The 24,884-nt window shown below is 67.3% G+C and carries 22 protein-coding genes; 3 read left to right on the top strand and 19 right to left on the bottom strand.

Annotated elements, in window-relative coordinates:
* Nucleotides 1–3: 3 nt before the first annotated feature.
* Genes J3E61_RS23635 through J3E61_RS23610 form a run of 6 tightly spaced genes read right to left on the bottom strand, consistent with a single transcriptional unit; the run spans nucleotide 4 to nucleotide 7,424 of the window.
* Nucleotides 4–1,374: an rRNA cytosine-C5-methyltransferase gene (locus tag J3E61_RS23635; RefSeq protein ID WP_210085189.1), complete on the bottom strand. Its 1,371-nt coding sequence runs from the start codon at nucleotides 1,372–1,374 to the stop codon at nucleotides 4–6.
* The gene (gene fmt, locus J3E61_RS23630) at nucleotides 1,371–2,300 is read right to left on the bottom strand and encodes a methionyl-tRNA formyltransferase (protein ID WP_210085188.1); all 930 of its coding nucleotides are present in this window, start codon (nucleotides 2,298–2,300) and stop codon (nucleotides 1,371–1,373) included. Before fmt ends, J3E61_RS23635 begins: the two co-directional genes overlap by 4 nt.
* 31 nt (nucleotides 2,301–2,331) lie before the next feature.
* Nucleotides 2,332–2,868, bottom strand: coding sequence for a LemA family protein (locus J3E61_RS23625; RefSeq protein WP_210085187.1), 537 nt, complete (start codon nucleotides 2,866–2,868; stop codon nucleotides 2,332–2,334).
* Nucleotides 2,862–4,673 (bottom strand): DUF2207 domain-containing protein, encoded by a 1,812-nt coding sequence (locus J3E61_RS23620; protein ID WP_210085186.1) that lies wholly within the window; start codon nucleotides 4,671–4,673, stop codon nucleotides 2,862–2,864. Before J3E61_RS23620 ends, J3E61_RS23625 begins: the two co-directional genes overlap by 7 nt.
* Before the next feature lie 37 nt (nucleotides 4,674–4,710).
* Entirely contained in the window at nucleotides 4,711–6,705 is a 1,995-nt protein-coding gene (locus J3E61_RS23615) for a primosomal protein N' (protein ID WP_210085185.1), read from the bottom strand.
* Entirely contained in the window at nucleotides 6,702–7,424 is a 723-nt protein-coding gene (locus tag J3E61_RS23610; RefSeq protein WP_210085184.1) for a lysoplasmalogenase, read from the bottom strand. Before J3E61_RS23610 ends, J3E61_RS23615 begins: the two co-directional genes overlap by 4 nt.
* On the opposite strand from J3E61_RS23610, the gene J3E61_RS23605 reads away from it, so the two are divergent.
* Nucleotides 7,423–8,370 carry an alpha/beta hydrolase gene (locus J3E61_RS23605; protein ID WP_210085183.1) on the top strand — a complete coding sequence of 316 codons (948 nt, stop codon included), beginning with the start codon at nucleotides 7,423–7,425 and terminating at the stop codon, nucleotides 8,368–8,370. The two genes, J3E61_RS23610 and J3E61_RS23605, sit on opposite strands and share 2 nt — an antisense overlap.
* 10 nt (nucleotides 8,371–8,380) lie before the next feature.
* Here the strand turns inward: J3E61_RS23605 and J3E61_RS23600 are convergent, their stop codons facing one another.
* Nucleotides 8,381–9,337, bottom strand: a complete 957-nt coding sequence (locus J3E61_RS23600) for a GlxA family transcriptional regulator (RefSeq protein WP_210085182.1) — start codon at nucleotides 9,335–9,337, stop codon at nucleotides 8,381–8,383.
* Nucleotides 9,338–9,420: 83 nt separating this feature from the next.
* On the opposite strand from J3E61_RS23600, the gene J3E61_RS23595 reads away from it, so the two are divergent.
* Together J3E61_RS23595 and J3E61_RS23590 are read left to right on the top strand one after the other, a co-directional pair.
* Nucleotides 9,421–10,062 carry an HD domain-containing protein gene (locus J3E61_RS23595; protein WP_192720683.1) on the top strand — a complete coding sequence of 214 codons (642 nt, stop codon included), beginning with the start codon at nucleotides 9,421–9,423 and terminating at the stop codon, nucleotides 10,060–10,062.
* Nucleotides 10,063–10,152: 90 nt separating this feature from the next.
* The gene (locus J3E61_RS23590; RefSeq protein ID WP_210085181.1) at nucleotides 10,153–11,643 is read left to right on the top strand and encodes an NAD(P)/FAD-dependent oxidoreductase; all 1,491 of its coding nucleotides are present in this window, start codon (nucleotides 10,153–10,155) and stop codon (nucleotides 11,641–11,643) included.
* A 14-nt stretch (nucleotides 11,644–11,657) separates the two neighbouring features.
* Here the strand turns inward: J3E61_RS23590 and metK are convergent, their stop codons facing one another.
* The 12 genes from metK to pyrR form a co-directional block, all read right to left on the bottom strand.
* Nucleotides 11,658–12,866, bottom strand: coding sequence for a methionine adenosyltransferase (metK, locus tag J3E61_RS23585; RefSeq protein ID WP_192720685.1), 1,209 nt, complete (start codon nucleotides 12,864–12,866; stop codon nucleotides 11,658–11,660).
* A 115-nt stretch (nucleotides 12,867–12,981) separates the two neighbouring features.
* Entirely contained in the window at nucleotides 12,982–14,235 is a 1,254-nt protein-coding gene (gene coaBC / locus J3E61_RS23580) for a bifunctional phosphopantothenoylcysteine decarboxylase/phosphopantothenate--cysteine ligase CoaBC (RefSeq protein ID WP_192720686.1), read from the bottom strand.
* 13 nt (nucleotides 14,236–14,248) lie between these two features.
* Nucleotides 14,249–14,566 carry a DNA-directed RNA polymerase subunit omega gene (locus J3E61_RS23575; protein WP_192720687.1) on the bottom strand — a complete coding sequence of 106 codons (318 nt, stop codon included), beginning with the start codon at nucleotides 14,564–14,566 and terminating at the stop codon, nucleotides 14,249–14,251.
* Nucleotides 14,567–14,628: 62 nt separating this feature from the next.
* Nucleotides 14,629–15,228, bottom strand: a complete 600-nt coding sequence (gene gmk, locus J3E61_RS23570) for a guanylate kinase (RefSeq protein WP_192720688.1) — start codon at nucleotides 15,226–15,228, stop codon at nucleotides 14,629–14,631.
* A gap of 9 nt (nucleotides 15,229–15,237) precedes the next feature.
* Nucleotides 15,238–15,555 (bottom strand): integration host factor MihF, encoded by a 318-nt coding sequence (gene mihF / locus J3E61_RS23565; RefSeq protein WP_003932123.1) that lies wholly within the window; start codon nucleotides 15,553–15,555, stop codon nucleotides 15,238–15,240.
* 567 nt (nucleotides 15,556–16,122) lie between these two features.
* A complete protein-coding gene (gene pyrF / locus J3E61_RS23560) occupies nucleotides 16,123–16,941 on the bottom strand; it encodes an orotidine-5'-phosphate decarboxylase (RefSeq protein WP_210085180.1) in 819 nt (272 codons plus the stop codon).
* On the bottom strand, nucleotides 16,942–20,280 hold the full coding sequence (carB, locus tag J3E61_RS23555) for a carbamoyl-phosphate synthase large subunit (RefSeq protein ID WP_210085179.1): 3,339 nt from the start codon (nucleotides 20,278–20,280) through the stop codon (nucleotides 16,942–16,944).
* 87 nt (nucleotides 20,281–20,367) lie between these two features.
* Nucleotides 20,368–21,486 (bottom strand): glutamine-hydrolyzing carbamoyl-phosphate synthase small subunit, encoded by a 1,119-nt coding sequence (carA, locus tag J3E61_RS23550; protein ID WP_210085178.1) that lies wholly within the window; start codon nucleotides 21,484–21,486, stop codon nucleotides 20,368–20,370.
* A complete protein-coding gene (locus J3E61_RS23545) occupies nucleotides 21,483–21,980 on the bottom strand; it encodes a transporter (RefSeq protein WP_192720692.1) in 498 nt (165 codons plus the stop codon). Before J3E61_RS23545 ends, carA begins: the two co-directional genes overlap by 4 nt.
* A gap of 31 nt (nucleotides 21,981–22,011) precedes the next feature.
* Nucleotides 22,012–23,304, bottom strand: coding sequence for a dihydroorotase (locus J3E61_RS23540; protein WP_192720693.1), 1,293 nt, complete (start codon nucleotides 23,302–23,304; stop codon nucleotides 22,012–22,014).
* On the bottom strand, nucleotides 23,301–24,245 hold the full coding sequence (locus tag J3E61_RS23535; RefSeq protein ID WP_192720694.1) for an aspartate carbamoyltransferase catalytic subunit: 945 nt from the start codon (nucleotides 24,243–24,245) through the stop codon (nucleotides 23,301–23,303). Before J3E61_RS23535 ends, J3E61_RS23540 begins: the two co-directional genes overlap by 4 nt.
* A 28-nt stretch (nucleotides 24,246–24,273) precedes the next feature.
* Complete coding sequence (gene pyrR, locus J3E61_RS23530) at nucleotides 24,274–24,858, bottom strand: bifunctional pyr operon transcriptional regulator/uracil phosphoribosyltransferase PyrR (RefSeq protein ID WP_192720695.1); 585 nt, start codon at nucleotides 24,856–24,858, stop codon at nucleotides 24,274–24,276.
* Nucleotides 24,859–24,884: the final 26 nt, after the last annotated feature.

Raw genomic sequence — 24,884 nt, 5'->3', positions numbered from 1 at the left:
CGCTCACCCTACTAAGAGGGCGGCGGCGAACATCGCATCGGTGCCGTGCCGGTGCGGCCAGAGCTGCACGTAGGGCCCGTCACCCAGATCGTCGACCGGGTCGAACAGCGGCCGGGTGTCCAATGCGGTGACCGGGTGGCGGCGCAGCGCATCGGCGACGATGCCGACCGTCTCGGACAGATGCGGCGAACACGTGGCGTACAGCACGACCCCGCCCGGTCGGGTCAGCCGGATCGCCGAGGCCAGCAGTTCGCGCTGCAGCTTGGCCAGCGTCGGCACGTCAGTGGGCTGGCGCCGCCAGCGGGCCTCCGGCCTGCGCCGCAGTGCGCCGAGCCCGGTGCATGGCGCGTCGACGAGCACCCGGTCGAATCCCGGCTCGAGCCCGGGCTCGCGGCCGTCAACGCGCAGCACCTCGACCGGAAGGCCGCGGGTGTTCTCCTCGACCATCTCGGCACGTCTGGCAGCAGGTTCGATCGCGGTGACCTGGGCACCGCCGGCCAAGGCGGCCAGCAGCGCGGTCTTGCCGCCAGGGCCTGAGCACAAGTCCAGCCACCGGCCACTGTCCGGACCTTCCACAGAGGCGAGGGTCAGTGCCCGGGCCACCAGTTGGCTGCCTTCGTCCTGCACCAGCGCAGCGCCGTCACGAACCGGATCCAGCCGGCCGGGATCACCGCCGGACAGGTAGACGGCGTACGGCGAGTAGCGGCCGACCGCACCGTCGACCTGATCGGCCAGTTCCTCAGCGGTCAGCACCCCGGGCCGTGCGGCCAGATGCACGGCAGGGCGGGCGTCGTCACTGGCCAGAAGCGCATCCAGCTGCCCCGCGTCGGCGCCGAGCGCGTCGGCGAAGGCCTGCGCAACCCAGCGCGGATGGGCGTGTACGAACGCGAGGTGCCCGACGGGATCGCTGCCGGCAGCCGGGGCCAGCTCCGCCAACCACGACTGCTCGTCGCGGCGCGCGATGGTGCGTAGCACGCCATTGACGAAACCTGCTCGCGCCGAATCGAATTCGATACCCGCCTGTTCGACGGTGGTCGAAACAGCCGCATGCTGTTCCACGCGGGTGCGCAGCAGTTGGTAGGCGCCGAGCCGCAACAGGTCCAGCAGCACGGGGTCGATGTTCTCCGGCGGTCGCTCAGCGGCCTTGGCGATGATCACGTCGAGCAGGCCGCGGGTGCGGCAGGTGCCGTAGGCGAGTTCGGTGGCGAACGCGGCGTCGCGGCCGGTGATGCCGCGTTCGCGCAGCATCGCGGGAAGTGCGAGGTTGGCGTAGGCGTCGCGCTCTGACACCGCGCGCAGCACGTCGAACGCCGCGCGGCGGGCCGGGTCGAGCGGTTTACGCCGGGGCCGATGTTTGTTGGGCGGTCTGGTCATTCGGCGTGTGCGGTTTCGTCAAGGCGTGCTCCGCGCGCCCAGTCGGCTGCCTTCATCGGCTTCTTGCCGGGCGGTTGGATCTGGCCGAGGAGCACGGGGTGTGACCCGGTGCCGATGTGGACACCCTTGCGTTCGATGCGAATCGCACCGGGCGGCAGGCTGTTTGACGACTCGTCGACGGTAACGGGTCCCACCTTGACGCGCAGGTCGCCGATCATGGTCCAGGCACCGGGGTTCGGCGTGACGGCCCGGATGCGGCGATCGACCACATGCGCGGGCAGGTCCCACCGCACCCGCGCATCCTCGACGGTGACCTTCGGTGCGATGGTGACGCCATCGGCAGGTTGCGGTACCGCGGTCAGCGAGCCGTCGGCGATGCCGTCGAGAGTGGTCTCCAGCAGGGCTGCACCCGAAATCGACAGCCGCTCAAGCAGATCGCCCGCGGTGTCGGCGGACCGGATGGTCTCGGTAACAACGCCGTACACCGGGCCGGAGTCCAGCGCGAGTTCGATCTGAAACGTGGTCGCACCGGTCACGGCATCACCGGCGGCGATCGCGGCCTGTACCGGTGCGGCGCCCCGCCATGCGGGCAACAGCGAGAAATGCAGGTTGATCCAGCCGTTGGCCGGCACCGCGAGCAGCCGCTCCGACAGCAGCGCGCCATAGGCGACGACTGCGCACGCGTCCGGCGCCAGCTCCGTCAGCTCGGCGATGAATTCCGCGGAGTTGGGACGCGACGGCCTCAGCACCGGGATGTCGTGTTCGACTGCCACCTGGGCCACCGGGGAGGGCGACGGCTTGCCGTGCCGCCCCTTCGCGGCGTCGGGACGGGTCAACACCGCGATGACGTCGTGGCGCGGCGACTCGATCAGCCGTCGCAGCGACGGCAGCGCGGGTTCGGGGGTCCCTGCGAAGACGATGCGCACCGCGCCAGTGTAGGGACGCCTACTTCGTGCTCTAGCGAGGAGTCTGGTAGTACTCCCGCTCCGAGACCCCGGTCATCGGCGCGACGAACATCCACGGGATGGTGCTGATCAGCCGGTTCAGCGTCGCGGCGGCATCGTTGTAGTACTGCCGCGCAAAGGCCAGCTTGTTCTCGGTGTCGGCGAGGTTGTCCTGCAGATTCAGGAAGTTGTTCGACGAGTTCAGCTGCGGGTAGCTCTGACCGAGCGCCAGCACTGGCGCCAGTGCGCTGTCGAGTTCCTTCTCGGCAGCACTGCGCTGCGCGACCGATTTTCCGGTCGTGGCAGACGTCAATGCCGCGCGCGCGTTGGTGACGTGGTCGAGGATGCTCTTCTCGTGGGCGGCGAAGGTCTGCACGGTGTGCACCAGGCTGGGAATCAGCGACGCACGTCGCGTCAGCTCCACGTCGATGCCGGACAACGCTTCGGCGACGCGGATGTCGGCGCTGCGAATCTTGTTGTAGCCCATCACGAAACCGATCAGCACCAGCACCGCCAGCACCAACACCAAGATGAGCAGAAACCTCACCATGAGCCGCCTCCTCCTCCGCCACCGCCGCCTCCACCGCCGCCGCTGAAGCCGCCGCTACTGCTACCGGAGGAGGACGACGACGACTGCGACGCGGTGTAGGCGCCGATCGACGACGATAACGCCGACTCGAAGCTGTCGAAACTCGGACCGCTGGAGCCGTGGCTGAAGCCCCACGAGGTCGATGACGACGAGTTGTACCAATCCGGTTGTGGCGCAGGCGCTCCCACCGTTGTCTCGTACTTCTTCGCCCACAGCGCCGCGACGCCTGCGGCGACCGCGAACGGGACGTATGCGCTGTAGAGGTCTTTGCGGGCCCCGAAGTCGAACCGTGCCTCAGCGGAGTCGGTCGACAGCATGCGGTGGAATCCACCTGCCTGCGACCACAATTGGCGACCGCTTTCGGTGCGGCGAGTGCCGACGCCATCGGCCCACGCCCCAACCGAGAGCAGGAAGAACGCCGCGAACGGCAGCGCCCACATGGTGGTCGGGAAGCCCCACCGGAAGAAGCCGCAGATCATGACCAGAAAGGCGACCGCGTTGGCGGTGCGGACCCACATCTCCTTCTTGCGTTTGACCATCAGTTCGTTCTTGAATGCCCACTTCTCGACGGCCTTGGCCATGTCGGTCTTGGCCTTGTTGAGTTTCTGACCGGCCTTCACGGTCTTCCTGGCCTCGAACTCCTTGCCTGCCGTCATCACATCGAGTGCCGAACCAACCGCGACACTGACGGGATCCACATCGGCCCACGCTCCGTGCGCTGCCGTGCCGCGGATGTTCCACTGCTTGTCATTGACCTGTCGCAAGTCGATCAGTCGCCGCTCAGCAAGGTAGAACAGCGTGGCGGTGAGCCCGTTCTTCGGCACGCTCTCGGTGCGGATGTACTCGGTCTGCACCGGCCCAAGGCCCGGCGGTGGCGCGTACTGCAACGGGAATCCTGGCGGCGGTTCGACGGTGGTGCGGTACCACAGAACCGCGCCGAGGCCGAAAGCCACTGTCAGGCCTGCGATCCAGATGACGCCGGACCAGGACTGGCCCAGGATGCGGTCCCAGGTGTACGGCCACGGCAGGCTGGTTCGCGGTGGCGTCGGCACGTCGACACCGGCGCGCACGGTGACGGGCGTGCGCGGCGCCAGGCCGGTGGCCGTCAACCTGACCGTGTTGCCGTCGACGGAAAGCCCGTCGCACTTTCTGCCGACACCGAAGCCGACCGAGCACTGGGCGAGGCCGACCTCGCCCGGCAGGGTCACCGTGACGTCGACGTTGTCGATCTGGTTGTTCCACGAGGGTGCGATCACGTTCCAGAAGAACACCGAAGGCGACCTCGGCGGGGCACCGACGCCTCGGGCGAATGTCTTGTCGGCGCCGGCGCTGCCGGGGTCGAGCACTCCGGGGATCCGGTAGCGGATCTCATAGGTGTGGGTGCCGTAGCTCAGGTATTTGTCGGCATCGCCGATCTTGGCCACCAGGAAGCGCTCCCCGCTCTCCCACAGCATTTGATATGACGCGGGCTCACCGTCGACCAGGATCGAGGTGATCTCGGGCTTCTGCCGCACGCGTGGGCTGTTCTGGTTGGCGACGTCCCAGTACCGGAAGATGCCGTGCCGCCCGCCGGGGAATTCAGCGGTGATGGTCTCGACGGCGTCGAGTTCGCCGTCGCCGTTGACGACGTAATCGGCCTGGTAATTGCTGAAGACCACCGGATCGGAAACGTCCGATGCGTCGGAACCGCCGCGGATGACGAGGGGCCACAGCATGCCAAAAGTGATGAGCGCCAACGGGATCAGCCACTTGAACAGCCGCCCCATGACCACCTCCTGACCGGCGCGAGTCACCGTGTCCGCATCACCCTATGTGCAACGGGTCGATTTGCACACGCGTCGGCTCCTGATCGTGTCGGGCGCTGAGCACCCCGGTGGCGCGGCGAAGCGCCGCAGCGAGCGCCAGCCCACCGTCGCGCGGCACCCGCACCAGCATCCGGTTCACCGTCGTGTCAGCCGAAAGTCCGGGCGGCCGGCGCGCGCCGATCGGCAGATCGACGGGCCCAAGCACCTGCGTGCTTTCGGGCAATTCCGCGGTGTCGAGCAGGGCCGCCACGGCCGCGGGTGTGCCGTCGACAGCCGCGATGTGCACGGCGGGCGGCAGGCCGACCTCGGCGCGTGCGTCGAACTCGGCGTCGGCGTGGCCGACCGGGTCCCATCGGATCAACGACTGCACCGTCGGGATCGCCGACTCCGCCACCACTGCGACGGTGCCGCCGTCCTCGCGCGGCCGCACCAGCGAGGCCGCCGCCATCCAGCGCCGCAACGCGTCTTCGGCGGCGCGCAGATCCTGACGACCGAGCAGCGCCCACGCGTCGAGCAGCAGCGCCGCGCCGTAGCCGCCGACAGCTGTGGGTTCGGCACCGGGCGTCGCGACGACGACCGCCGGTTCTGCGGGCACCTCGGCCACCATCGCCTCCCCGCCTGAGGTGATCACCGGTGTTTCGGGAAACGCCTTGCCGAGTTCCTCAGCTGTGCGTTTCGCGCCGATGACAACGGCACGCACCGCGTCGGATCCACAGCGTGCGCAGCGCAGCGCCGGCTCCTCGCGACCGCACCACCGGCACACCGCGGCGTCGCGGTTCAGCAGCGACAGCGGTCCGGTGCAGTGTCTGCACCTCGCGACGGTGCGACACCGCGCACACGCCAGCGCAGGTATGTAGCCGCGCCGGGGCACCTGCACCAGCACGGGATGCCCGGCCTGCAGGGCGGTCCGCGCCGCACGCAGAGCCAGGGAAGGAATCCGGGCCGTGCGGGCCGCCGGGTCGCGCTCCTGCTCGTGGCCGCTGTCGTCGAGTGCGACGACACGAGGCGAGCGGGCGCGCACAACCGGGCGGGGCGCAACCAAGTCGTGCGCCCACCGACTGCGCACCAGCGCCTGCGCTTCCGCGGTGCGGGCGTAGCCGCCGATCAATGCGGCACAACGGAGTTGGTGGGCGCGCAACATCGCCACCTCCCGCGCGTGCGGATAGGGAGCGCGGGGCTCGGAGAGGGTGTCGTCGCCGTCGTCCCAGACGATGGCCAGCCCGAGATCGGTGACTGGGGCGAAAACCGCGCTGCGCGTGCCGATGACCATGCGCGCGCCGCCGCGCAGCACAGACAGCCAACGGCGATAGCGCTGCGCAGGGCCGAGTCCCGCCGAGAGCGTGGCCACCCTCTCCTCGTCGATGTATCGAATTGCGCTGGCGTGCAACGCATCAACGTCGCGTTGATCGGGCACGATCGCCAATACACCGCGGCCCGAATTGACCGTGACGGCGGCGGCTTCGGCCAGTCGGTCGGTCCACCGCTCCCCCGGCAGCGCCTGCCACACTGCGCGGGCGGCGCGGCCGTCACCGAGGGCGGCAAGGAATTGTTCGCCGCGCCCGTAGGCGGCCCACGCAGCGGTGTCGACAGGTTTTACGGCCAACGGCGCCAAGTCGGGGGCCGGTTGCTTTTCGACGTTGGCGTGCCGCGGCGGGACGGCGAGGCGCAACACATCGGAGCGGGTGCCTGCGTAGCGCGCGGCCACCGCGTCGACGAGGCGACGCACGTCGGGCGTCAGCACCGCCTCGGCCGAAACGACACGGTCGAGCCAGCCGAGCTTGCCGACATGGTCTGTGTCAGAACGTCTTTCGAGCACGAACGCGTCGACAAGCCTGCCGTGGAAGCGCACCCGCACCCGCACACCGGGCTGCGCGTCGTCGGACTGCTCGGCCGAAACCAGATAGTCGAATTCACGGTCGAGATGCGGCACCGTCAGCATCGGCAGCACACGCGCGATCGGCTCGTGCTCGGCCTGCTGGCGGGTAGTGCTCACGCAGCAGGTCTAGCAGAGGGCACAGACGCGCGGCCGAAGAAGAAGCCCGCCGTGATGAGCAGGATCGACGCGGCGTACGCCCACCAGATCGGCACCGCCAACGCCTCGGAACCCAACACGAACTTGCCGATGCCGATCATCCCGTCCGACACCGCGAAGCAGACCGCGCCCATTGCCGTCCACGGCGTCGGCAACCGGGCCAGCAGCGCGGCGCACACCATCGCCCCGAGCACGGCGATGTAGAGCGTCACCGGTACGGCCATTCCCTCTTCCAGCAGCCGCGGCCAGAACCACACCAGCAGCCCGATGCAGGCCAACACAATGGCGGCGGCGGCAGCAAGCCGCGGACCCGACCGGGAGACCAGCGGAATCAGCGCGGCCAGGAAGCACAGATGCGCGATCAGGAAGGCGCCGAGGCCCAGCACGAACGACGGTTTCCACCATGGCATCGCCAGCAGGAAATCCCCGGCAGCCGAGAGCATCAGCGCCGCGATCAGCCAACGGCGCTCCCGAGCGACGGGGTGTGTCAACGCCGCGGCGGCCAACAGCACCGCCGTCAGCGCCTTGACCGCAGGCTGCAGCCTGAACTGGCCGGTGAGCTCCGCGCCCGAGGGCAACCGCATTGCGGTGACGATGAGGAAGGCGCCATAGCAGGCGCCGACGACTGCGGCGGTCACCCAAAACAGCCTGGTTCGCGAGTGTGCGTACGGTGTCCCCATGTCTGTTGCTAACGAGAAACCCGCGGTCGACGCCATTCTGCTGAAGGTACTGGAGGCGGTTCCGTTTCAGTTGACAACCGACGGGGGTGTCGAGGCGGCCCGGCAACGGTTCCGCGATCTGCCGCGCCGTTCGGTCCACCCCGATGTGCGCACCGAGGACCGCACGATCGACGGGCCCGCCGGCCCGATCCCCATCCGCATTTACCGGCCGCCCACGGACAACCAGACAACGCCGCCGGTGGTCGTCTTCCTCCACGGTGGCGGCTGGTGCGTCGGCGACCTCGACACCTATGACGGCGACGCACGCAACCACGCGGTCGGAGCCGAAGCGGTGGTGGTGTCGGTGGACTACCGGCTGGCCCCCGAACACCCCTACCCGGCCGCGGTCGAAGATGCCTGGGCCGCAACGCAATGGGTGGCGGCACACGCGGGCGAGCTCGGCGTCGATCCCGACCGGATCGCCGTTGCGGGCGACTCGGCGGGCGGCAACCTCTCGGCGGTGGTGGCGCTGCTGGCACGCGATGCCGGCGCGCCGGCCATCCGCTTCCAGCTGTTGTGGTATCCGGCGACGACGTGGGACACCTCGCTGCCCTCGTTCACCGAGAACGCCGACGCCCCGCTGCTCAACCTCTCGTCTGTCGGCGGGTTTTCCCGTTGGTACGTCGGCGATTTGGATCTCTCCGACATGCCGGCGACGCTGGCTCCCGGCCGGGCGAAGGATCTGACCGGACTGCCCCCGGCGTACATCGCCGTCGCAGGCCACGACCCCTTGCGTGATGACGGCGCCCGCTACGCCGAACTTCTCGACGCTGCCGGAGTGCCGGTTCAACTGCACAACGCCGAGACACTGATCCACGGCTACCTCGGTTATGCCGGGGTGGTGCCGGCCGCGACCGACGCGACCGAAAGTGGATTGTCGGCGCTGCGGGACGCATTGCACGGATGAATTCAGCGGCTCACGCCGTCGACTTGAACCGATCGCGGTATGCCCGTGGTGAGAGGCCGAGCTGGCTGACGAACACGCGCCGTAACGTCTCGGCGCTGCCGAATCCGGCCAATCGCGCGGAGTCCGCGACCGAGCGGCCCGCGTCCAGCGCCGAGCGGGCCGCATCGATGCGGATCATCTCCACGTAGCGGGCCGGGGTCGTCCCCAGCTCGCTTTGAAACAGCCGGGTCAGCTGCCGCGTACTCAGAGATGCTTGTGCCGCAAGCATTTTCACGGTGTGGTCGGCACCGGGGTCGGCTGCGATCGCGTCGGTCACCCTGCGCAGCTGCGACCGCTCGGGTGCCCGCGATTCGACCAGCACGGAAAACTGCGACTGTCCGCCTGCCCGCTTGAGATAGACCACCAACGACCGGGCGACATCGCGACTGAGGTCAGGACCGTGGTCGTCTTCGACGAGGGCCAACGCCAGGTCGATGCCTGCGGACACCCCGGCCGACGTGTAGACGTCGCCGTCGCGCACGAAGATCGCATCCGGCTCGACGTTGATCGATGGATAGGCGCGCGACATCAGGGCGGTTTGCCGCCAGTGGGTGGTCGCGCGGCGGCCGTCGAGCAGCCCGGTTTGTGCCAGGATGAACGACCCTGTGCAGATCGACGCCATCCGCCGGGTACGCGGCCGCAGCGCGGCCACGGCCGCCACGAGTTGCGGATCGATCGGGCGGCCGACCAGATTGTCACCACCTGACACCACCACCGTGTCGACCTGCTTCACCGAGGCGATCGGCGCGGAGACCGCGAGCCGCACCCCAACCGACGTCAGCACGTCCTGACCGTCGACCGAGGCCATCGACACCCGGTAGGACGCTCCGAATCGGTTCGCCTCCGCGAACACCTCCGCCGGGCCAGCCACGTCGAGCAACGTCATACCGTCGAACACCACGAACACGACGTCGCGAGCAGCAGCCATGGGTCCAGCATATGTCGCTTTTTGTGGGAAAGATGGCAGAACGGACATGGGCCGAGGGGTTTCCGCACGCCCACACTTGGGCCATGACTACACAGACGATCGCGGGCATCGCGATTCCAGACACCCAACTTGTCCGTGACACCACCGAATACATCCGGGATGTCGAAGACGACCTGCTCTTCGATCACTCTCGGCGCGTCTTCCTGTTCGGCGCGCTACAGGGCCGCCGTCGCGGGCTGGACCCCGACCTCGAACTGTTGTATGTCGGGGCGATGTTCCATGACATCGGCCTGACCGACGGCTTCCGCGACTCCACGCTGCGCTTCGAGGTCGACGGCGCCAACGCGGCCGAGAAGTTCTTGCGCGACCGCGGGTTCGACGACGCTGCCGTGCGCAAGGTATGGCTCGCCATCGCGCTGCACACCACTCCCGGTGTTCCCGAGTTCCTCGACCCGGAGATCGCACTCGTGACCGCGGGAGTCGAGACCGACGTGCTCGGCATCGGCCGTGACGACTTGTCGGAGGATGCCCGCAACGCCGTTACGGCCGCGCATCCGAGGCCGAATTTCAAGCGTCAGATTCTGCAGGCCTTCAACGGCGGCATGGCGCACCGGCCGCAGACCACCTTCGGCACGGTAAACGACGACGTGTTGGCCCATTTCGATCCGACGTTCGTCCGTGAGGATTTCGTCGACATCATCCTCAGCAACGGCTGGCCGGAGTAGGCGCTGCGCTGCACTAGCGACCCATTGATCCTTTGACCCGGCGCGGGGCTTCCTGTGAAATGGGGAAGGAACCCAGCGACGGGAGTCCACATGACAGCGCCGACAGTGCCCGACTACGAGACCGTCATCGTCGGTGCCGGGTTTTCCGGCATCGGCACCGCGATCAAGCTCGACAAAGTGGGCCTGGGCGACTACCTCGTCATCGAGGCGGGTGAGGGGCCGGGCGGAACGTGGTACTGGAACACGTATCCCGGTATCGCCGTTGACATTCCGTCGTTCTCCTACCAATTCTCGTTCGAGCAGAGCCCAGACTGGTCGCGCACCTACGCGCCGGGGCACGAACTGAGGGCCTACGCCGAGCACTGCGTCGACAAGTACGACCTGCGTCGCAAGATCCGGTTCAACACCAAGGTGCTCGGCGCCGACTTCGACGAGACCCAGAACCTGTGGCTGATCCGCACCGATCCAGGCGGCGTGGTCACCGCGCGGTTTCTGGTCAATGCCAGCGGTGTGCTCGTCACACCCAAGCTCCCCGACATCGATGGCGTCGACTCCTTCGCGGGTCTGACGATGCACACCGCGCGCTGGGATCACGGGCAGGACCTGACCGGCAAGCGGGTCGCGATCATCGGTACCGGGGCCTCAGCGGTGCAGGTGATTCCCGAGATAGCGCCAATTGTCAAGCACCTCACCGTTTTTCAGCGCACACCGATCTGGTGCTTCCCGAAGCTCGACGTGCCGCTACCGCCCTGGTCGCGCCGCGCGATGGGCCTTCCTGGCGGCAGGACCGTACAGCGGCTGCTCAGTCAGGCCTATGTCGAGCTGACGTTCCCGTTGGCTGCGCAGTACTTCACGGTCAACCCGATGGCCAAGAACATGTCGAAGGTCGGTGAGGCGTATCTGCGCAAACAGGTCAAAGACCCCGACGTGCGGGACAAGCTGACGCCGAGGTATGCCGTCGGCTGCAAGCGGCCCGGATTCCACAACACGTACCTGTCGACGTTCAACCGCGACAACGTCCGGCTGGTCACTGAGCCGATCGACAAGATCACCGGTTCAGGGGTTGCCACCGGGGACGGCGAAAACCACGACATCGACGTGCTCATCCTGGCGACCGGATTCAAGGTGATGGACACCGACGACCTGCCGACATATCCGGTCACCGGGCCCGGCGGCCGATCGTGGAGCAGCTATTGGGACGAGCATCGCCTGCAGGCCTACGAAGGCGTGAGCATCCCCGACTTCCCCAACTTCTTCATGGTCTTCGGGCCGTACGGCTATGTCGGGTCGTCGTACTTCGCACTGATCGAGACGCAGACCCACCACATCGCGCGTTGCCTGAAGCGAGCCCATCGCCGCAACGCCACCCGGGTCGCGGTGAGGCAGGAGGCCAACGACCGCTACTTCGCCGAGATGATGCGCAAGCGGCACCGGCAGATTTTCTGGCAGGACAGCTGCCGGCTGGCCAACAGCTATTACTTCGACAAGAACGGCGATGTGCCGCTGCGGCCGGCCAGCACGATCGAGGCGTACTGGCGCAGCCGCCGCTTCCCGCTCGAGGACTACGTGTTCAGTTCCTAGCGCCGCAGCGTTGACTAAACGGCGGCCTTCAGCTCGTCGACCTTGTTCAGCTGCTCCCACGGCAGCTCGACGTCGGTGCGGCCGAAGTGGCCGTAGGCGGCCGTCTGCGCGTAGATCGGACGCAGCAAGTCCAGGTCGCGGACGATCGCGCCCGGTCGCAGGTCGAAGACCGACGTGATGGCCTTCTCGATGCGGGCGGGGTCGACGGTCTCGCTGCCGAAGGTCTCCACGAACAGGCCGACGGGGGCCGCCTTGCCGATCGCGTAGGCCACCTGCACCTCGACCCGCTCCGCCAGGCCCGCAGCGACCACGTTTTTGGCCACCCAGCGCATCGCGTACGCTGCGGAACGGTCCACCTTTGACGGATCCTTGCCCGAGAACGCGCCGCCACCGTGGCGGGCCCAGCCGCCGTAGGTGTCGACGATGATCTTGCGGCCGGTCAGCCCGGCGTCGCCCATCGGGCCGCCGAGCACGAACTTTCCGGTCGGATTGACCAGCAGTCGGAAGTCCGAGGTGTCCATCGTGTCGTGGCTCAGATCGGCCAGCACCGTGTTGACGACCTTCTCGCGGATGTCCGGGGTCAGCGTGGCGTCGAGGTCGATGCCCGCGGCGTGCTGGGTCGAGAGCACGACGGTGTCCAGGCGCACCGGCGTCGTGCCGTCGTACTGCACGGTGACCTGGGTCTTGCCGTCGGGGCGAAGGTAGCCAAGCACGCCGTTCTTGCGAACCTCGGTCAGCCGGCGCGACAGCCGGTGCGCCAGCGCGATCGGCAGCGGCATCAGCTCAGGGGTGTCCTTGATGGCGTAGCCGAACATCAGCCCCTGGTCGCCGGCGCCCTGCAGGTCCAGCGGATCGCCCGCGCCCTCGACGCGGGTCTCATGGGCGGTGTCGACGCCTTGGGCGATATCGGGCGACTGTGCGCCGATGCCGATGTTGACGCCGCAGGTCTCGCCGTCGAAGCCCTTCTCCGAGGAGTCGTAGCCGATGTCGAGGATCCGTCGACGCACGGTGTTGGTGATGTCGGCGAAGGCCTCCCTGGCGTTCGTCGTCACCTCCCCGACGACGTGTACCTGTCCCGTGGTGACCAGTGTCTCCACTGCTACACGTGATTTGGGGTCGTCCGCGAGCAACGCGTCGAGCACCGAGTCGCTGATGGCGTCACAGATCTTGTCGGGGTGGCCCTCGGTTACCGACTCACTGGTAAACAGCCGAGCATCGCTCACGGTTCGAACCCTTTCCGAAACTTAGTTAGTCAAATTATATCCCTGCTTCGCTGCAGCCAACCGTGCGCCAGCCTCTCGCGCAACCCTTAGCCGCAGCCTGACGCCTGCGTCGGTGTTATCCGCCGCTGCTGTGCAGGAACGCCACGATCGCGTCCACAATACGGCTGGCCATCAGAGTTTTCGAACCGTGCTCCAGTGCCGATTCGGTCCCGTCCGACGCAAGCAGCCATCCGTCGTTGTTGTCGACTTCGAACGCCCGATTCTCACCGACAGCATTGACCACGAGCAAATCGCAGCCTTTCCGCTGCAATTTGGCCCTGGCATGGAAAAGCACATCGCCGTTGGCGTCGCCCGTTTCTGCAGCGAAGCCGACGATGGCCCGCATGTTGGGCAGCTGGCCGTCGGCACGGGCCCGCACGGCACCGGCGAGTACGTCGTCGGTGCGGGTCAGCTCGATCACCGGGGCCGCTGCGTTGGGGTCGGCGGACTTCTTGATCTTGCTGGTTTGCACGGTCGTCGGCCGGAAATCCGCCACCGCGGCCGCCATCACCAGCACGTGCGCGTCGGGGGCATGCTTGGACACCGCGTCTTTCAGCTGGGCGGCCGAACCGATGTGGACGACCTCGACGCCGGCCGGGTCGATCAGGCCCGCGGTGTTGCCCGCAATGAGCGTGACGTCGGCGCCGCGCTGTGCCATCACCCGGGCCATCGCATAACCCTGCTTGCCTGAGCTGCGGTTCCCGATGAAACGCACGGGGTCGATCGTCTCGCGGGTGCCACCGGCACTGACCAACACCTTGACGCCGGCCATGTCGTAGGGCAGCGCATCGCCGCGTTCGAGCAACAGACCCGCGAGCGTGGTGATCTCCTCGGCCTCGGGCAACCGGCCAGCGCCGGTGTCCGCTCCTGTCAGTCGGCCCGAAGCGGGCTCGAGAACGATTGCGCCCCTTCGCCGTAACGTCGCGACGTTCTCGACGGTGGCTGGGTGAAACCACATCTCGGTATGCATCGCGGGCGCGAACAACACCGGACATCGCGCGGTGAGCAGCGTCGCGGTCAGCAGGTCGTCAGCGCGGCCTGCCACCGCTCGGGCCAACAGGTCGGCCGTGGCTGGGGCAACCACCACGAGGTCGGCCTCCTGGCCGATGCGGACGTGCGGGACCTCGTGGACATCGTCGAAGACGCCCGTGTGCACGGGATTTCCGGACAGCGCTTCGAACGTCGCGGCGCCGATGAAGCGCAGCGCCGAGTCGGTCGGCACGACGCGGACCGAGTGGCCGGCTTCGGTCAGCTGGCGGACGACTGTGGCCGCCTTGTAGGCGGCGATGCCGCCGGCGACGCCGACGATGATCCGCTTGCGGTCCGTCACCGCGTGGCCTTAGCTACTCGCCCTCGGTGTGCTCGAGCAGGTCTTCGTGGATCTCGCGCATGGCGATCGAAAGCGGCTTTTCCTGCAGGCCGGGCTCGACCAGTGGGCCGACGTATTCGAGGATGCCGTCGCCGAGCTGGTTGTAGTAGTCGTTGATCTGGCGCGCCCGCTTGGCGGCGTAGATCACCAGCGCGTACTTGCTCGACGCGCGGTCCAGCAACTCGTCGATGGGCGGGTTGGTGATGCCCAACGGCGTGTCGTAGGCGCTGGCGGCGGACGTGTCGATGTCGTCCACAGCGGCCAGCTGCGCGTCGGCGTGCGGGGTGCTCACGTAGAAAGTCTCCTGAGGGTTTAGGTGGTTCTCGGGCGGGATGGCGAACGGCTACGGGCGCCTCAACAAGTCCTGCCCACCAGCAAGGATACCAATTCGGTGCAGGCAGATTCCAACTCGCTGTTCACGACGACCTCGTCGAAGTCGCCCTGAGCGGCTAATTCGGCCCGTGCAGTGGCCAGCCGGCGAGCCATCACCTCGGCCGTTTCGGTGCCTCGCCCGACCAGTCGGCTCTCCAGCTCCTCCCAGCTGGGCGGGGCCAAGAAAACCGTAATGACCTCGGGCATTGCCTGTTTGACGGCCCGCGCGCCAGCCAGATCGACCTCGATCAGAACTGGCCGGCCGGCCTCGGTTGCCTCGCGCACCGGCGCGGCTGGCGTCCCAGACCTGTGCAGGCCACCGTGAATTTCCGCCCATTCCAGCAGGGCGCCCTCGTCGATCAGCTGCTGGAATCGGTCCGCGGTCACGAACGTGTAATCGACGCCGTCCACCTCACCCGGGCGGGGTGCCCTGGTGGTGACGGACACGGAAAAGTGCAGGTCGGGAAGCCGGTCCCGCAAGCAGCGAACGACTGAGGACTTCCCGACGGCAGACGGGCCGGACAACACTAAGACCGGTGCCTTAGAGCGCCGAGTGCCGGCCGGCCCTCCGCCTTCGCTCACTGACCTCCCTTACGAGAAGTCGAACTTTTCCAGCAGCGCCTTCCGCTGACGGTCGCCCAGGCCGCGCAGGCGGCGGGTCGGGGCGATCTCGAGTTCAGTCATGATTTCCTGCGCCTTGACCTTGCCGACCTTGGGCAATGCCTCCAGAAGCGCAGAAACCTTCATCTTGCCCAAGACCTCGTCGGTCTCGGCATCCTTGAGCACCTGCTTGAGGTTGGTGCCGCCGCGCTTGAGCCGATCCTTGAGTTCGGCACGTGCTCGACGTGCGGCAGCAGCCTTCTCCAACGCTGCCGCGCGCTGTTCGTCGGTCAACTGGGGAAGGGCCACGGGTTCCTCCGTATCGTCACCATCATCTGTTTTGTCTCGGCTGACCTAGAAACTTCCTAGAACCAGCCAGCGAGCACGACCGTACCCACGCAATCTGACGAAAGCTAACCCCACCCCCTGGTTCTTGGGTCAAAAGCCCAGCGTGTAGCGCGCACGCGTGAGTCGGACGGGACGGCCGTCAGAGGCGTCAGCGGCGCCACTCTTCCGGCTATTTCGGCGGAACTGCCTGCATATCAACGGTTTTCGGGATTTGTGTCATACGTCACGCGGAGGGCCGAGATGTGACCCAGTCGAGGGTCCGCGGCGGCCGCGATCGCATTATTAAAATTTTCCCAGGTCATGGCGTGTCGGGCGTGTCGCGGCCGGTCAGTTGACAGGTAATCGGCCCAGCACAGAGCGCAAAATTGTTGGATTCAACTAGACCGCCGTGACCTCTGTGCCTGGTGTGACAAAAGTGGCATTTGCGCGGGGTTCAGCCGCGACAACTACCTGACGTAGTAGCTCGGTGATGACCATCCGACGACCAGGAGCGGTCGATGGGCGGCGATACCCGTCGCCCACCGTCGGTTACGCCAGGTACGCCACCGCATCGCGGAAGCGCTCGGCGGCGGCGCGCAGCGCGGCCACATCGGGCCCGGCACGCAGCACGTCGCGCGACACCGCGGGCAGCAACTGTCCGGGCAGGGCCCCGCCGAAGCCGCCGAGCGCCTCGGGCCGTCCACCCTGGGCACCGACGCCCGGCACCAAGACCGGACCGCCAAGGGCGCTCAGGTCGGGTGGGTCGGACAGGGTGGCCCCGACAACCACGCCGACCGAGCCGGGTTCAGGCGATGACAAGCGGTTGACTGCCGCGGCGGCGTCGACAATCGACTGGGCGACGGTGCCCCCGTCGGTCTTGGCACGCTGGACGCTTGCGCCCTCCGGGTTCGATGTCGCGGCGAGCACGAAGACGCCGCGGCCGTGGGCCTTCGCGGTGTCGAGCAGCGGTTGCAGAGAGCCGAAGCCGAGATACGGCGATGCAGTCACCGCATCGGCGGCCAGCGGCGAGTCACCGGCCCAGGCGTCGGCGTACGCGGCCATCGTCGAGCCGATGTCGCCGCGTTTCGCGTCGGCAAGCACCAGCACGCCCGACGCCTGCAGCGCGCCGATCGTGCGCTCCAGCACCGCGAAACCCTTGGCGCCGAACGCTTCGAAGAACGCGACCTGTGGTTTGACGATCGCGAAATCGTCGAAGGCTTGCACGCAGATGTCGCAGAACTCGGCCAGGCCGTCGCTGTCAGTGGACAATCCCCAGGCCTGCAGGAGCTCCTTGTGCGGATCGATGCCCGGGCACAGCGGACCGCGTCGCGACACCGCCTCGGCCAGCCGTCGCCCGAACCCGTCCACTTATGAACCCAAACTGCTGTGCAATTCCTGCAGCGACATCACGCCGATATCGTCGCGGATTCCGGCCTCGATGCCTTGCACCGCCGCTGAGGCGCCCTGCACCGTCGTCACGCACGGGATGTTCATCGACACTGCGGCAGAACGGATTTCGTAGCCGTCGATACGGGGGCCCGAGTTGCCGTACGGGGTGTTGATCACCATGTCGACCTCGCCGGCCCGAATGGCGTCGACCGCCGACAGCTCCGGGCGGCCTTCGCTGGGCTCTTCGAAGTGCTTGCGTACCTCGTCGCAGGGAATGCCGTTGCGCCGCAGCATCTCCGCCGTGCCCGCGGTGGCCAGCACCCGGAAGCCCAAGTCCGCGAGGCGCTTCACCGGGAACACCAGTGAGCGCTTGTCGCGGTTGGCGACCGAGACGAACACCGTGCCCTCGGCAGGCAGCGACCCGTAGGCCGCCGTCTGGCTCTTCGCGAACGCGCTGCCGAAGTCGTGGTCGATGCCCATCACCTCGCCGGTCGACTTCATCTCCGGGCCCAGCAGCGAGTCGACCTGGGCGCCGTCGGCCTTGCGGAATCGGTTGAACGGCAGGACGGCTTCCTTGACCGCGACGGGCGCGTTGCGCGCTGTGGTGGCGCCGTCACCGGTCCTGACCAGGATGCCTTCATCGCGAAGCTGAGCAATGGTGGCGCCCAACATGATTCGCGCGCACGCCTTGGCCAGGGGGACGGCCGTGGCCTTGGAGACGAAAGGCACGGTGCGGCTGGCGCGCGGGTTGGCCTCCAGCACGTAGAGCACGTCGTCCTTGAGTGCGTACTGCACGTTGAGCAGGCCGACCACTCCGATGCCGTGGGCGATCGCTTCGGTCGCGCGCCGTACGGATTCGATGTCGCTGCGGCCCAAGGTGACTGGCGGCAGTGCGCATGCCGAGTCGCCGGAGTGGATGCCGGCTTCCTCGATGTGTTCCATGATGCCGCCGATGTACACCTCGGTGCCGTCGCACAGCGCGTCGACGTCGATTTCGATGGCGTCCTCGAGAAATCGGTCGACCAGCACGGGGTGTTCGGGCGACAGTTGGGTGGCGCGGGTGATGTAGCCCTTCAGAGTCTCTTCGTCGTAGACGATTTCCATGCCACGACCGCCGAGCACGTAGGACGGTCGCACCAGCACCGGGTAGCCGATATCGGCGGCGATCCGGCGCGCCTGCTCGAAGCTGGTTGCGGTGCCGAACCGTGGTGCGGGCAGTCCCGCATTCATCAGAACTTCACCGAATGCGCCCCGGTCCTCGGCGAGATCGATCGCCTTCGGACTGGTGCCGACGATCGGCACACCCGCCTTCTCGAGGCGCTCGGCCAACCCGAGCGGGGTCTGCCCGCCGAGCTGCACGATGGCGCCGACGACCCCGGGACCGCCCTTCCCCGAGGCGGATTCGGCGTAAAACACCTCCAAGACGTCTTCGAACGTCAGCGGTTCGAAGTACAGCCGATCGGCGGTGTCGTAGTCGGTGGACACGGTCTCGGGATTGCAGTTGATCATCACGGTCTCGAAACCGGCCTGGCTCAGCGTGGTGGCGGCATGCACACAGCTGTAGTCGAATTCGATGCCCTGCCCGATCCGGTTCGGGCCGGAGCCGAGGATGAGTACCTTCGGCTTCTCGGCCTGCGGGGCGACCTCGGTCTCGGCGGCCGGATCGAGTTCGTAGCTGCTGTAGTGGTAGGGCGTCTTGGCCTCGAATTCGGCCGCACACGTGTCTACGGTCTTGAAGACGGGGTGGATGCCGAGCCGCTCACGCAATGCGCGCACGCCGACCTCGCCGGCCAATTCCGGTCGCAGCGCGGCGATCTGGCGGTCCGAAAGACCGTAATGCTTGCTGCGGCGCAGCAGCGCCTCGTCCAGCACCGGCGCGTCCAGCAGCTCCGAGCGCAGCGCCACGAGCCCGGCGATCTGCTCGACGAACCAGGGGTCGACGCCCGAGGCCGCCGCTACCTGCTCGACGGTCGCGCCAAGGCGCAGCGCTTGTTCGATGTCGTAGAGCCGGCCGTCGGTGGGCGTCTTGAGACCTTCGAGCAGGTCGTCGACAGACAGGTCGGGATCGGGGGCGGTCCAGAACCCGGCTCGCCCGGTCTCCAGTGAACGCATCACCTTGCCGAGAGCCTCGATGAAGTTGCGGCCCAACGACATCGCTTCGCCGACGGATTTCATCGTGGTGGTCAGCGTCGGGTCGGCGCCGGGGAACTTTTCGAACGCGAACCGAGGAGCCTTGACCACGACGTAGTCCAGCGTCGGTTCGAAGCAGGCAGGCGTTTCCTTGGTGATGTCGTTGAGGATCTCGTCGAGCGTGTAGCCGATGGCCAGCTTGGCGGCGATTTTGGCGATCGGGAAGCCGGTTGCCTTGGAGGCCAGGGCCGACGAGCGTGACACTCGCGGGTTCATCTCGATGACGATGAGGCGGCCGTCGGCCGGATTGACCGCGAATTGGATGTTGCAGCCGCCGGTGTCGACGCCGACCTCGCGCAGGATCGCGATGCCGAGGTCGCGCATCTTCTGGTACTCCCGGTCGGTCAGCGTCATCGCAGGCGCCACAGTCACGGAGTCGCCGGTGTGCACACCCATCGGGTCGACGTTCTCGATCGAACACACCACGACCACGTTGTCGTGGTGGTCGCGCATCAACTCGAGCTCGAATTCCTTCCAGCCGTAGATGGATTCCTCGATGAGCACGTTGGCGCTCGGCGAGGCGGCCAGGCCGTCGCCAGCCATCCGCTCGACGTCGTCAGTGGAATACGCCATGCCGGACCCGAGACCGCCCATCGTGAACGACGGTCGCACCACTACGGGCAGCCCGAGTTCAGCTACTGTCTCGCGGACCTCGTCCATGGTGAAACAGACTCGGGAGCGGGCCGATTCGCCGCCGACCTTCGCGACGATGTCCTTGAATCGCTGTCGATCCTCGCCCCGCTGGATGGCCTCGAAGTCAGCGCCGATCATCTCGACGTTGTACTTGTCGAGCACGCCGTTTTCGAAGAGCGCGACGGCGGTGTTGAGCGCCGTCTGGCCGCCAAGCGTGGCCAGTACCGCGTCAATCTTGTTGCCGCGCGCCGCTTGCTGGGCAATCACCTTCTCGACGAACGCCGGCGTGATCGGCTCCACGTACGTGTGATCGGCGTATTCGGGGTCGGTCATGATCGTCGCCGGGTTCGAGTTGACCAGGCTGACCTGCAGGCCCTCGGCGCGCAGCACACGACACGCCTGGGTGCCGGAGTAGTCGAACTCGCAGGCCTGCCCGATGACGATCGGCCCGGAGCCGATCACCAGCACGTGGTTGAGGTCACTCCGCCGCGGCATCTACTGCTCCCCCTTCTCCGCGAGTGACCGTGTTTGTACACGACACGCCGCGGGTTTCTGTGCAAAAGCGGTCGCTCGCCGCGGAAATCATCGCCCGCCACCCATCAGGTCGATGAACTGGTCGAACAGGTACTCGGCGTCGTGCGGGCCCGCCGCCGCCTCCGGGTGGTATTGCACCGAAAAGGCGCGGCCGTCAACGAGTTTGATGCCCTCGACGACACCGTCGTTGGCGCAGGTATGGCTGACCTCGGCGAGTCCGAACGGGGTATCGAACCGCTCCCCCGCTTCGCCCTCGAGCGCGAATCCATGGTTCTGCGCGGTCACCGCCACCCGCCCGGTGGCGTGATCCATGACCGGCACATTGATGCCGCGGTGCCCGAAGACCATCTTGTAGGTGGACCGGCCGAGCGCCCTGCCGAGGATCTGGTTGCCGAAACAGATGCCGAACAACGGAATCCCGGCTCCGAGCACCTCTCGGGTGACCCCGACGATGTGGTCGGCGGTCGCAGGGTCACCGGGACCGTTCGACAGGAACACGCCGTCCGGGTTGAGGTCGGCGATCTGCCCGAACTCCACCGTCGACGGCAACACGTGACTGCGCACCCCTCGCCGGGCGAAGTTGCGTGGCGTGTTGGTCTTGATGCCGAGATCGATCGCAGCGACCGTGAATCGTTGCGGCCCATCTGGTTCCACGATGTAGGTGGCATCGGTGCTGACTTCACCCGCGAGATTGGCGCCGAGCATCGACGGCTGGTCGCGGACCCTGTCCAGCAGCTCATCGGGGTCCGCCAGCGCATTGCCCGAGAACACGCCGGCCTTCATCGAACCGAGGCTGCGCAGGTGCCGAACGACTGCACGGGTGTCGATGCCGGCGACACCGACGATGCCCTGGCGGACGAGTTCGTCCTGGAGGGTGCCGGTCGCGCGCCAGTTCGAGGCGCGCGGTGACGGGTCACGCACCGCGTAACCGGCCACCCAGATCTTGTCGCCGCGACTCTCCGCGTCTTCGTGGTTCCATCCGGTGTTGCCGATTTGCGGTGCCGTCGCCACCACGATCTGGCCGTGATAACTCGGGTCGGTCAGCGTCTCCTGATAGCCGGACATCCCGGTGGAGAAGACGGCCTCGCCAAGCGTCTGCCCGACAGCCCCGAACTCGGTGCCGGTGAAGATGCGGCCGTCCTCGAGGACGAGCACTGCCTTACTCATGCGACCTCCAGCCATCGGTCGTACTCCCGGCGATCGTCGGCGCGAAACCCGGTGTCGATTTCGGCGCCCGACGGCAATCGCCAGCGGATGGCCAAGATGCCTTCGTGGGTCATCGCCTTGCCAGCGATGCCCTTCTCGGTGCGGATCGCTTCGATCGAGTCGTCGGGTATCCAGATGGGCCCGGCGCCGGTGCGTTGCAACATGATTCCTTCGGGATAGCGGGTCAGCACGGCCTTCGCGCGATAGCCGAGGTCACCGACGGCGATGCGATCGAGCCAGCTCGGGGCCAGTGTGCTGCCGACATAGAGGCCCTTGGTGGCGGGAATCAGCGCCGGGCCGACACTATCGGGCAGCTGCGGCAGCGTGCCAATCAATTGGGCCTGCCGCTGGGCTCGATGCAACCAGCCGCGCAGCATCTGCCGGATCGCCAGCGCGATCAGCACCGCGAGCACCGCGGCTACAACCAGCATCGTGACAAGCGTTCCGGTGTTCATGCGCGATCCGCCTGCGCTACTCGCTCGAAGTTCACGCCGGGCTCTTCCCATCCCGCGCCGTCACCTTGCCCCGCAGCAGCGTCAACGTGACGGCCGCAGGCAACTCCATCGACTCGTAAGGCGTGTTGTCCGAGCGACTGGCCAGCGCCGTGCCCTCGACCGTCCAGGCGGCGTCGGGGTCGACGACCGTCAGGTTGGCAGGCTCACCGATCTCCAGCGGTCGGCCCTGGTCGGGCAGTCCGACTATGCGGGCGGGGTTTTCGCTCATCACCCGCGCGACATCGCGCCACGTCATCAGGCCGGTGCGCAGCATCGTCTCGACCACCACCGAAAGCGCGGTCTGCAGGCCGAGCATGCCCGGGCGCGCGTTGGCGAACTCACACATCTTCTCGTGCTCGGCGTGCGGCGCATGGTCGGTGGCGACGCAGTCGATCACACCGTCGGCAAGCGCTTGGCGCAACGCCTCGGCGTCGGAGGCCTCCCGCAGCGGCGGATTGACGCGGTTGCGGCCGTCGTAGCTGACCAGCCGAGTGTCGTCCAGCAGCAGATGATGAGGTGTCACCTCGGCAGTGATCGAAATACCTTGCGCCTTCGCCCATTTGACGATCTCGACGGTACCTGCGGTGGAAGCGTGGCAGATGTGTACCCGGGCACCGGCGTCCCGGGCGAGCAACGCATCGCGCGCGACGATGGATTCTTCCGCAGCGCGCGGCCAACCGGCCAGGCCGAGCCGGGCGGCGTTGGGTCCTTCGTGCGCGACGGCGCCGACTGTGAGGCGCGGTTCTTCGGCGTGCTGGGCGATCAGCACACCCAGGCCCGTGGCGTACTCCAGTGCGCGGCGCATGATCAGCGGGTCGTCGACACAGATGCCGTCGTCGGAGAACATCCGCACCTGACCCACACCGGCGGCCATCATGCCCATCTCGGTGAGCTGCTTGCCTTGCAAGCCCATGGTGACCGCGCCGACGGGGTGCACGTCGACGAGTCCGACCTGCTGGCCGCGGTGCCATACGTGGTCCGTGACGACCGGGCTGTCTGCGACCGGATTGGTGTTGGCCATCGCGAACACCGCGGTGTAGCCCCCCAAAGCCGCTGCTGCCGAACCGGTTTCGATGTCCTCGGCATACTCGCGGCCGGGTTCGCGCAGGTGCGTGTGCAGGTCGACGAAGCCAGGAAGCAGGACCTGATCGGTGGCATCGAACACGTCGGCGTCGTCGGGGGCGGCCAGGTCCGCGCCGATGTCGGCGATCTGGCCGTCGGACGCGAGAACGTCGACCCGGTCGCCCTCACCGTAGAGGCGCACCCCTCGTATCAACACGCTCATACGCTGACCTCCTGCTCGGCGCCGACGAGTAAGTGGAACAGCACCGCCATCCGGACATGTACACCGTTGGAAACCTGTTGCAGGACAGCCGATTGCGTCGAATCGGCGACTGCGAACGCGATCTCCATGCCGCGCACCATCGGGCCGGGGTGCAGCACCACGGCGTTGCCGGGCAGCATCGCCTGACGTTTCTCGGACAGTCCGTACAGCACCGAATACTCCCGTGCCGACGGGAAGAAGCCGCCGTTCATCCGCTCTGCCTGGACGCGAAGCATCAGTACCGCGTCGGCGAGCGGCAGTTCGGCATCGAGGTCGTGTGAAACGGTGACCGGCCAGTCGGCGACACCGACGGGCAGCAGCGTCGGCGGCGCGACGAGCACCACCTCGGCGCCGAGGGTGGCCAGCAGCAGCACGTTGGACCGCGCGACGCGGCTATGAAGGACGTCGCCCACGATCACCACCCGTTTGCCGTCGATGCTGCCCAGCCGTTGGCGGATGGTCAGCGCGTCGAGCAGCGCCTGCGTCGGATGTTCGTGGGTGCCGTCACCTGCGTTGATCACCACCGGACCGCCCTGCTCGGTGGCCGTCCACTCGGCCAGCTGCTGGGCCGCGCCGGAGGCGGGGTGGCGGATGATGAGCGCGTCAGCGCCGGCGGCCCGCAGCGTCAACGCGGTGTCGCGCAGCGATTCCCCTTTGGAGACAGACGATCCCGACGCGCTGACGTTGATCACGTCGGCGCTCATCCACTTGCCTGCGACCTCGAACGACACCCGGGTTCGGGTGGAGTTCTCGTAGAACATCGTGATGATGGTGCGGCCGCGCAGCGTCGGCAGCTTCTTGACCTCACGCCCGAGCAGGGCCTGGCTGAAGCGGTCGGCGTCGTCGAGAATGGCCAGCGCGTCGTCGCGGGACAGGTCGCCGGCCGAGAGAAGATGCTTCATGATTGTGCTTTCTTCGCGCGAGCGCTCATCAACGGACCGGCCCTCCGTGAGGTGCGATCCAGATGCCGTCGACCTGATCGTCTTCGACGAGGCGGACCTTGACGTTCTCGCTGCGCGAGGTGGGCACGTTCTTGCCGACGTAGTCGGCGCGCAGCGGCAACTCGCGGTGGCCGCGGTCGACAAGGACCGCGAGTTGCACGGCGCGGGGCCTGCCGATGTCGCGCAGCGCGTCCAGGGCCGAGCGGACCGAGCGTCCGGTGTACAGGACGTCGTCGACGAGAATCACCAGCGCGCCGTCGATGCCGCCCTCGGGAATGGAGGTGTCCTCGAGCGGACGCGGTGGTTTGAAGTCGAGGTCGTCGCGGTAGAGCGTGATGTCCAGGCCGCCGTGCGGGACGGTGACGCCGGAGAATTCGTTGATCTTGTCGGCCAGCCGCGCGGCCAGCGTGACGCCCCTGGTCGGGATGCCGAGCAGGATGACGCGGGGAGCATCGGAGCCGTCGAGTGCGGTCTTTTCGATGATCTGATGGGCGATGCGGGAGATGGTTCGACCGACGTCCGCTGCGGACATCAACTCCCGGTCGGTGCCTGATGAGGCTGCGCTAGAGCCCAAGTGACCCTGACCTCCTTCTCCGCCTC

Source organism: Mycobacterium sp. OAE908, assembly GCF_017872775.1.
Lineage (GTDB): Bacteria > Actinomycetota > Actinomycetes > Mycobacteriales > Mycobacteriaceae > Mycobacterium.
This window is presented reverse-complemented; position numbering and strand designations above follow the sequence as displayed.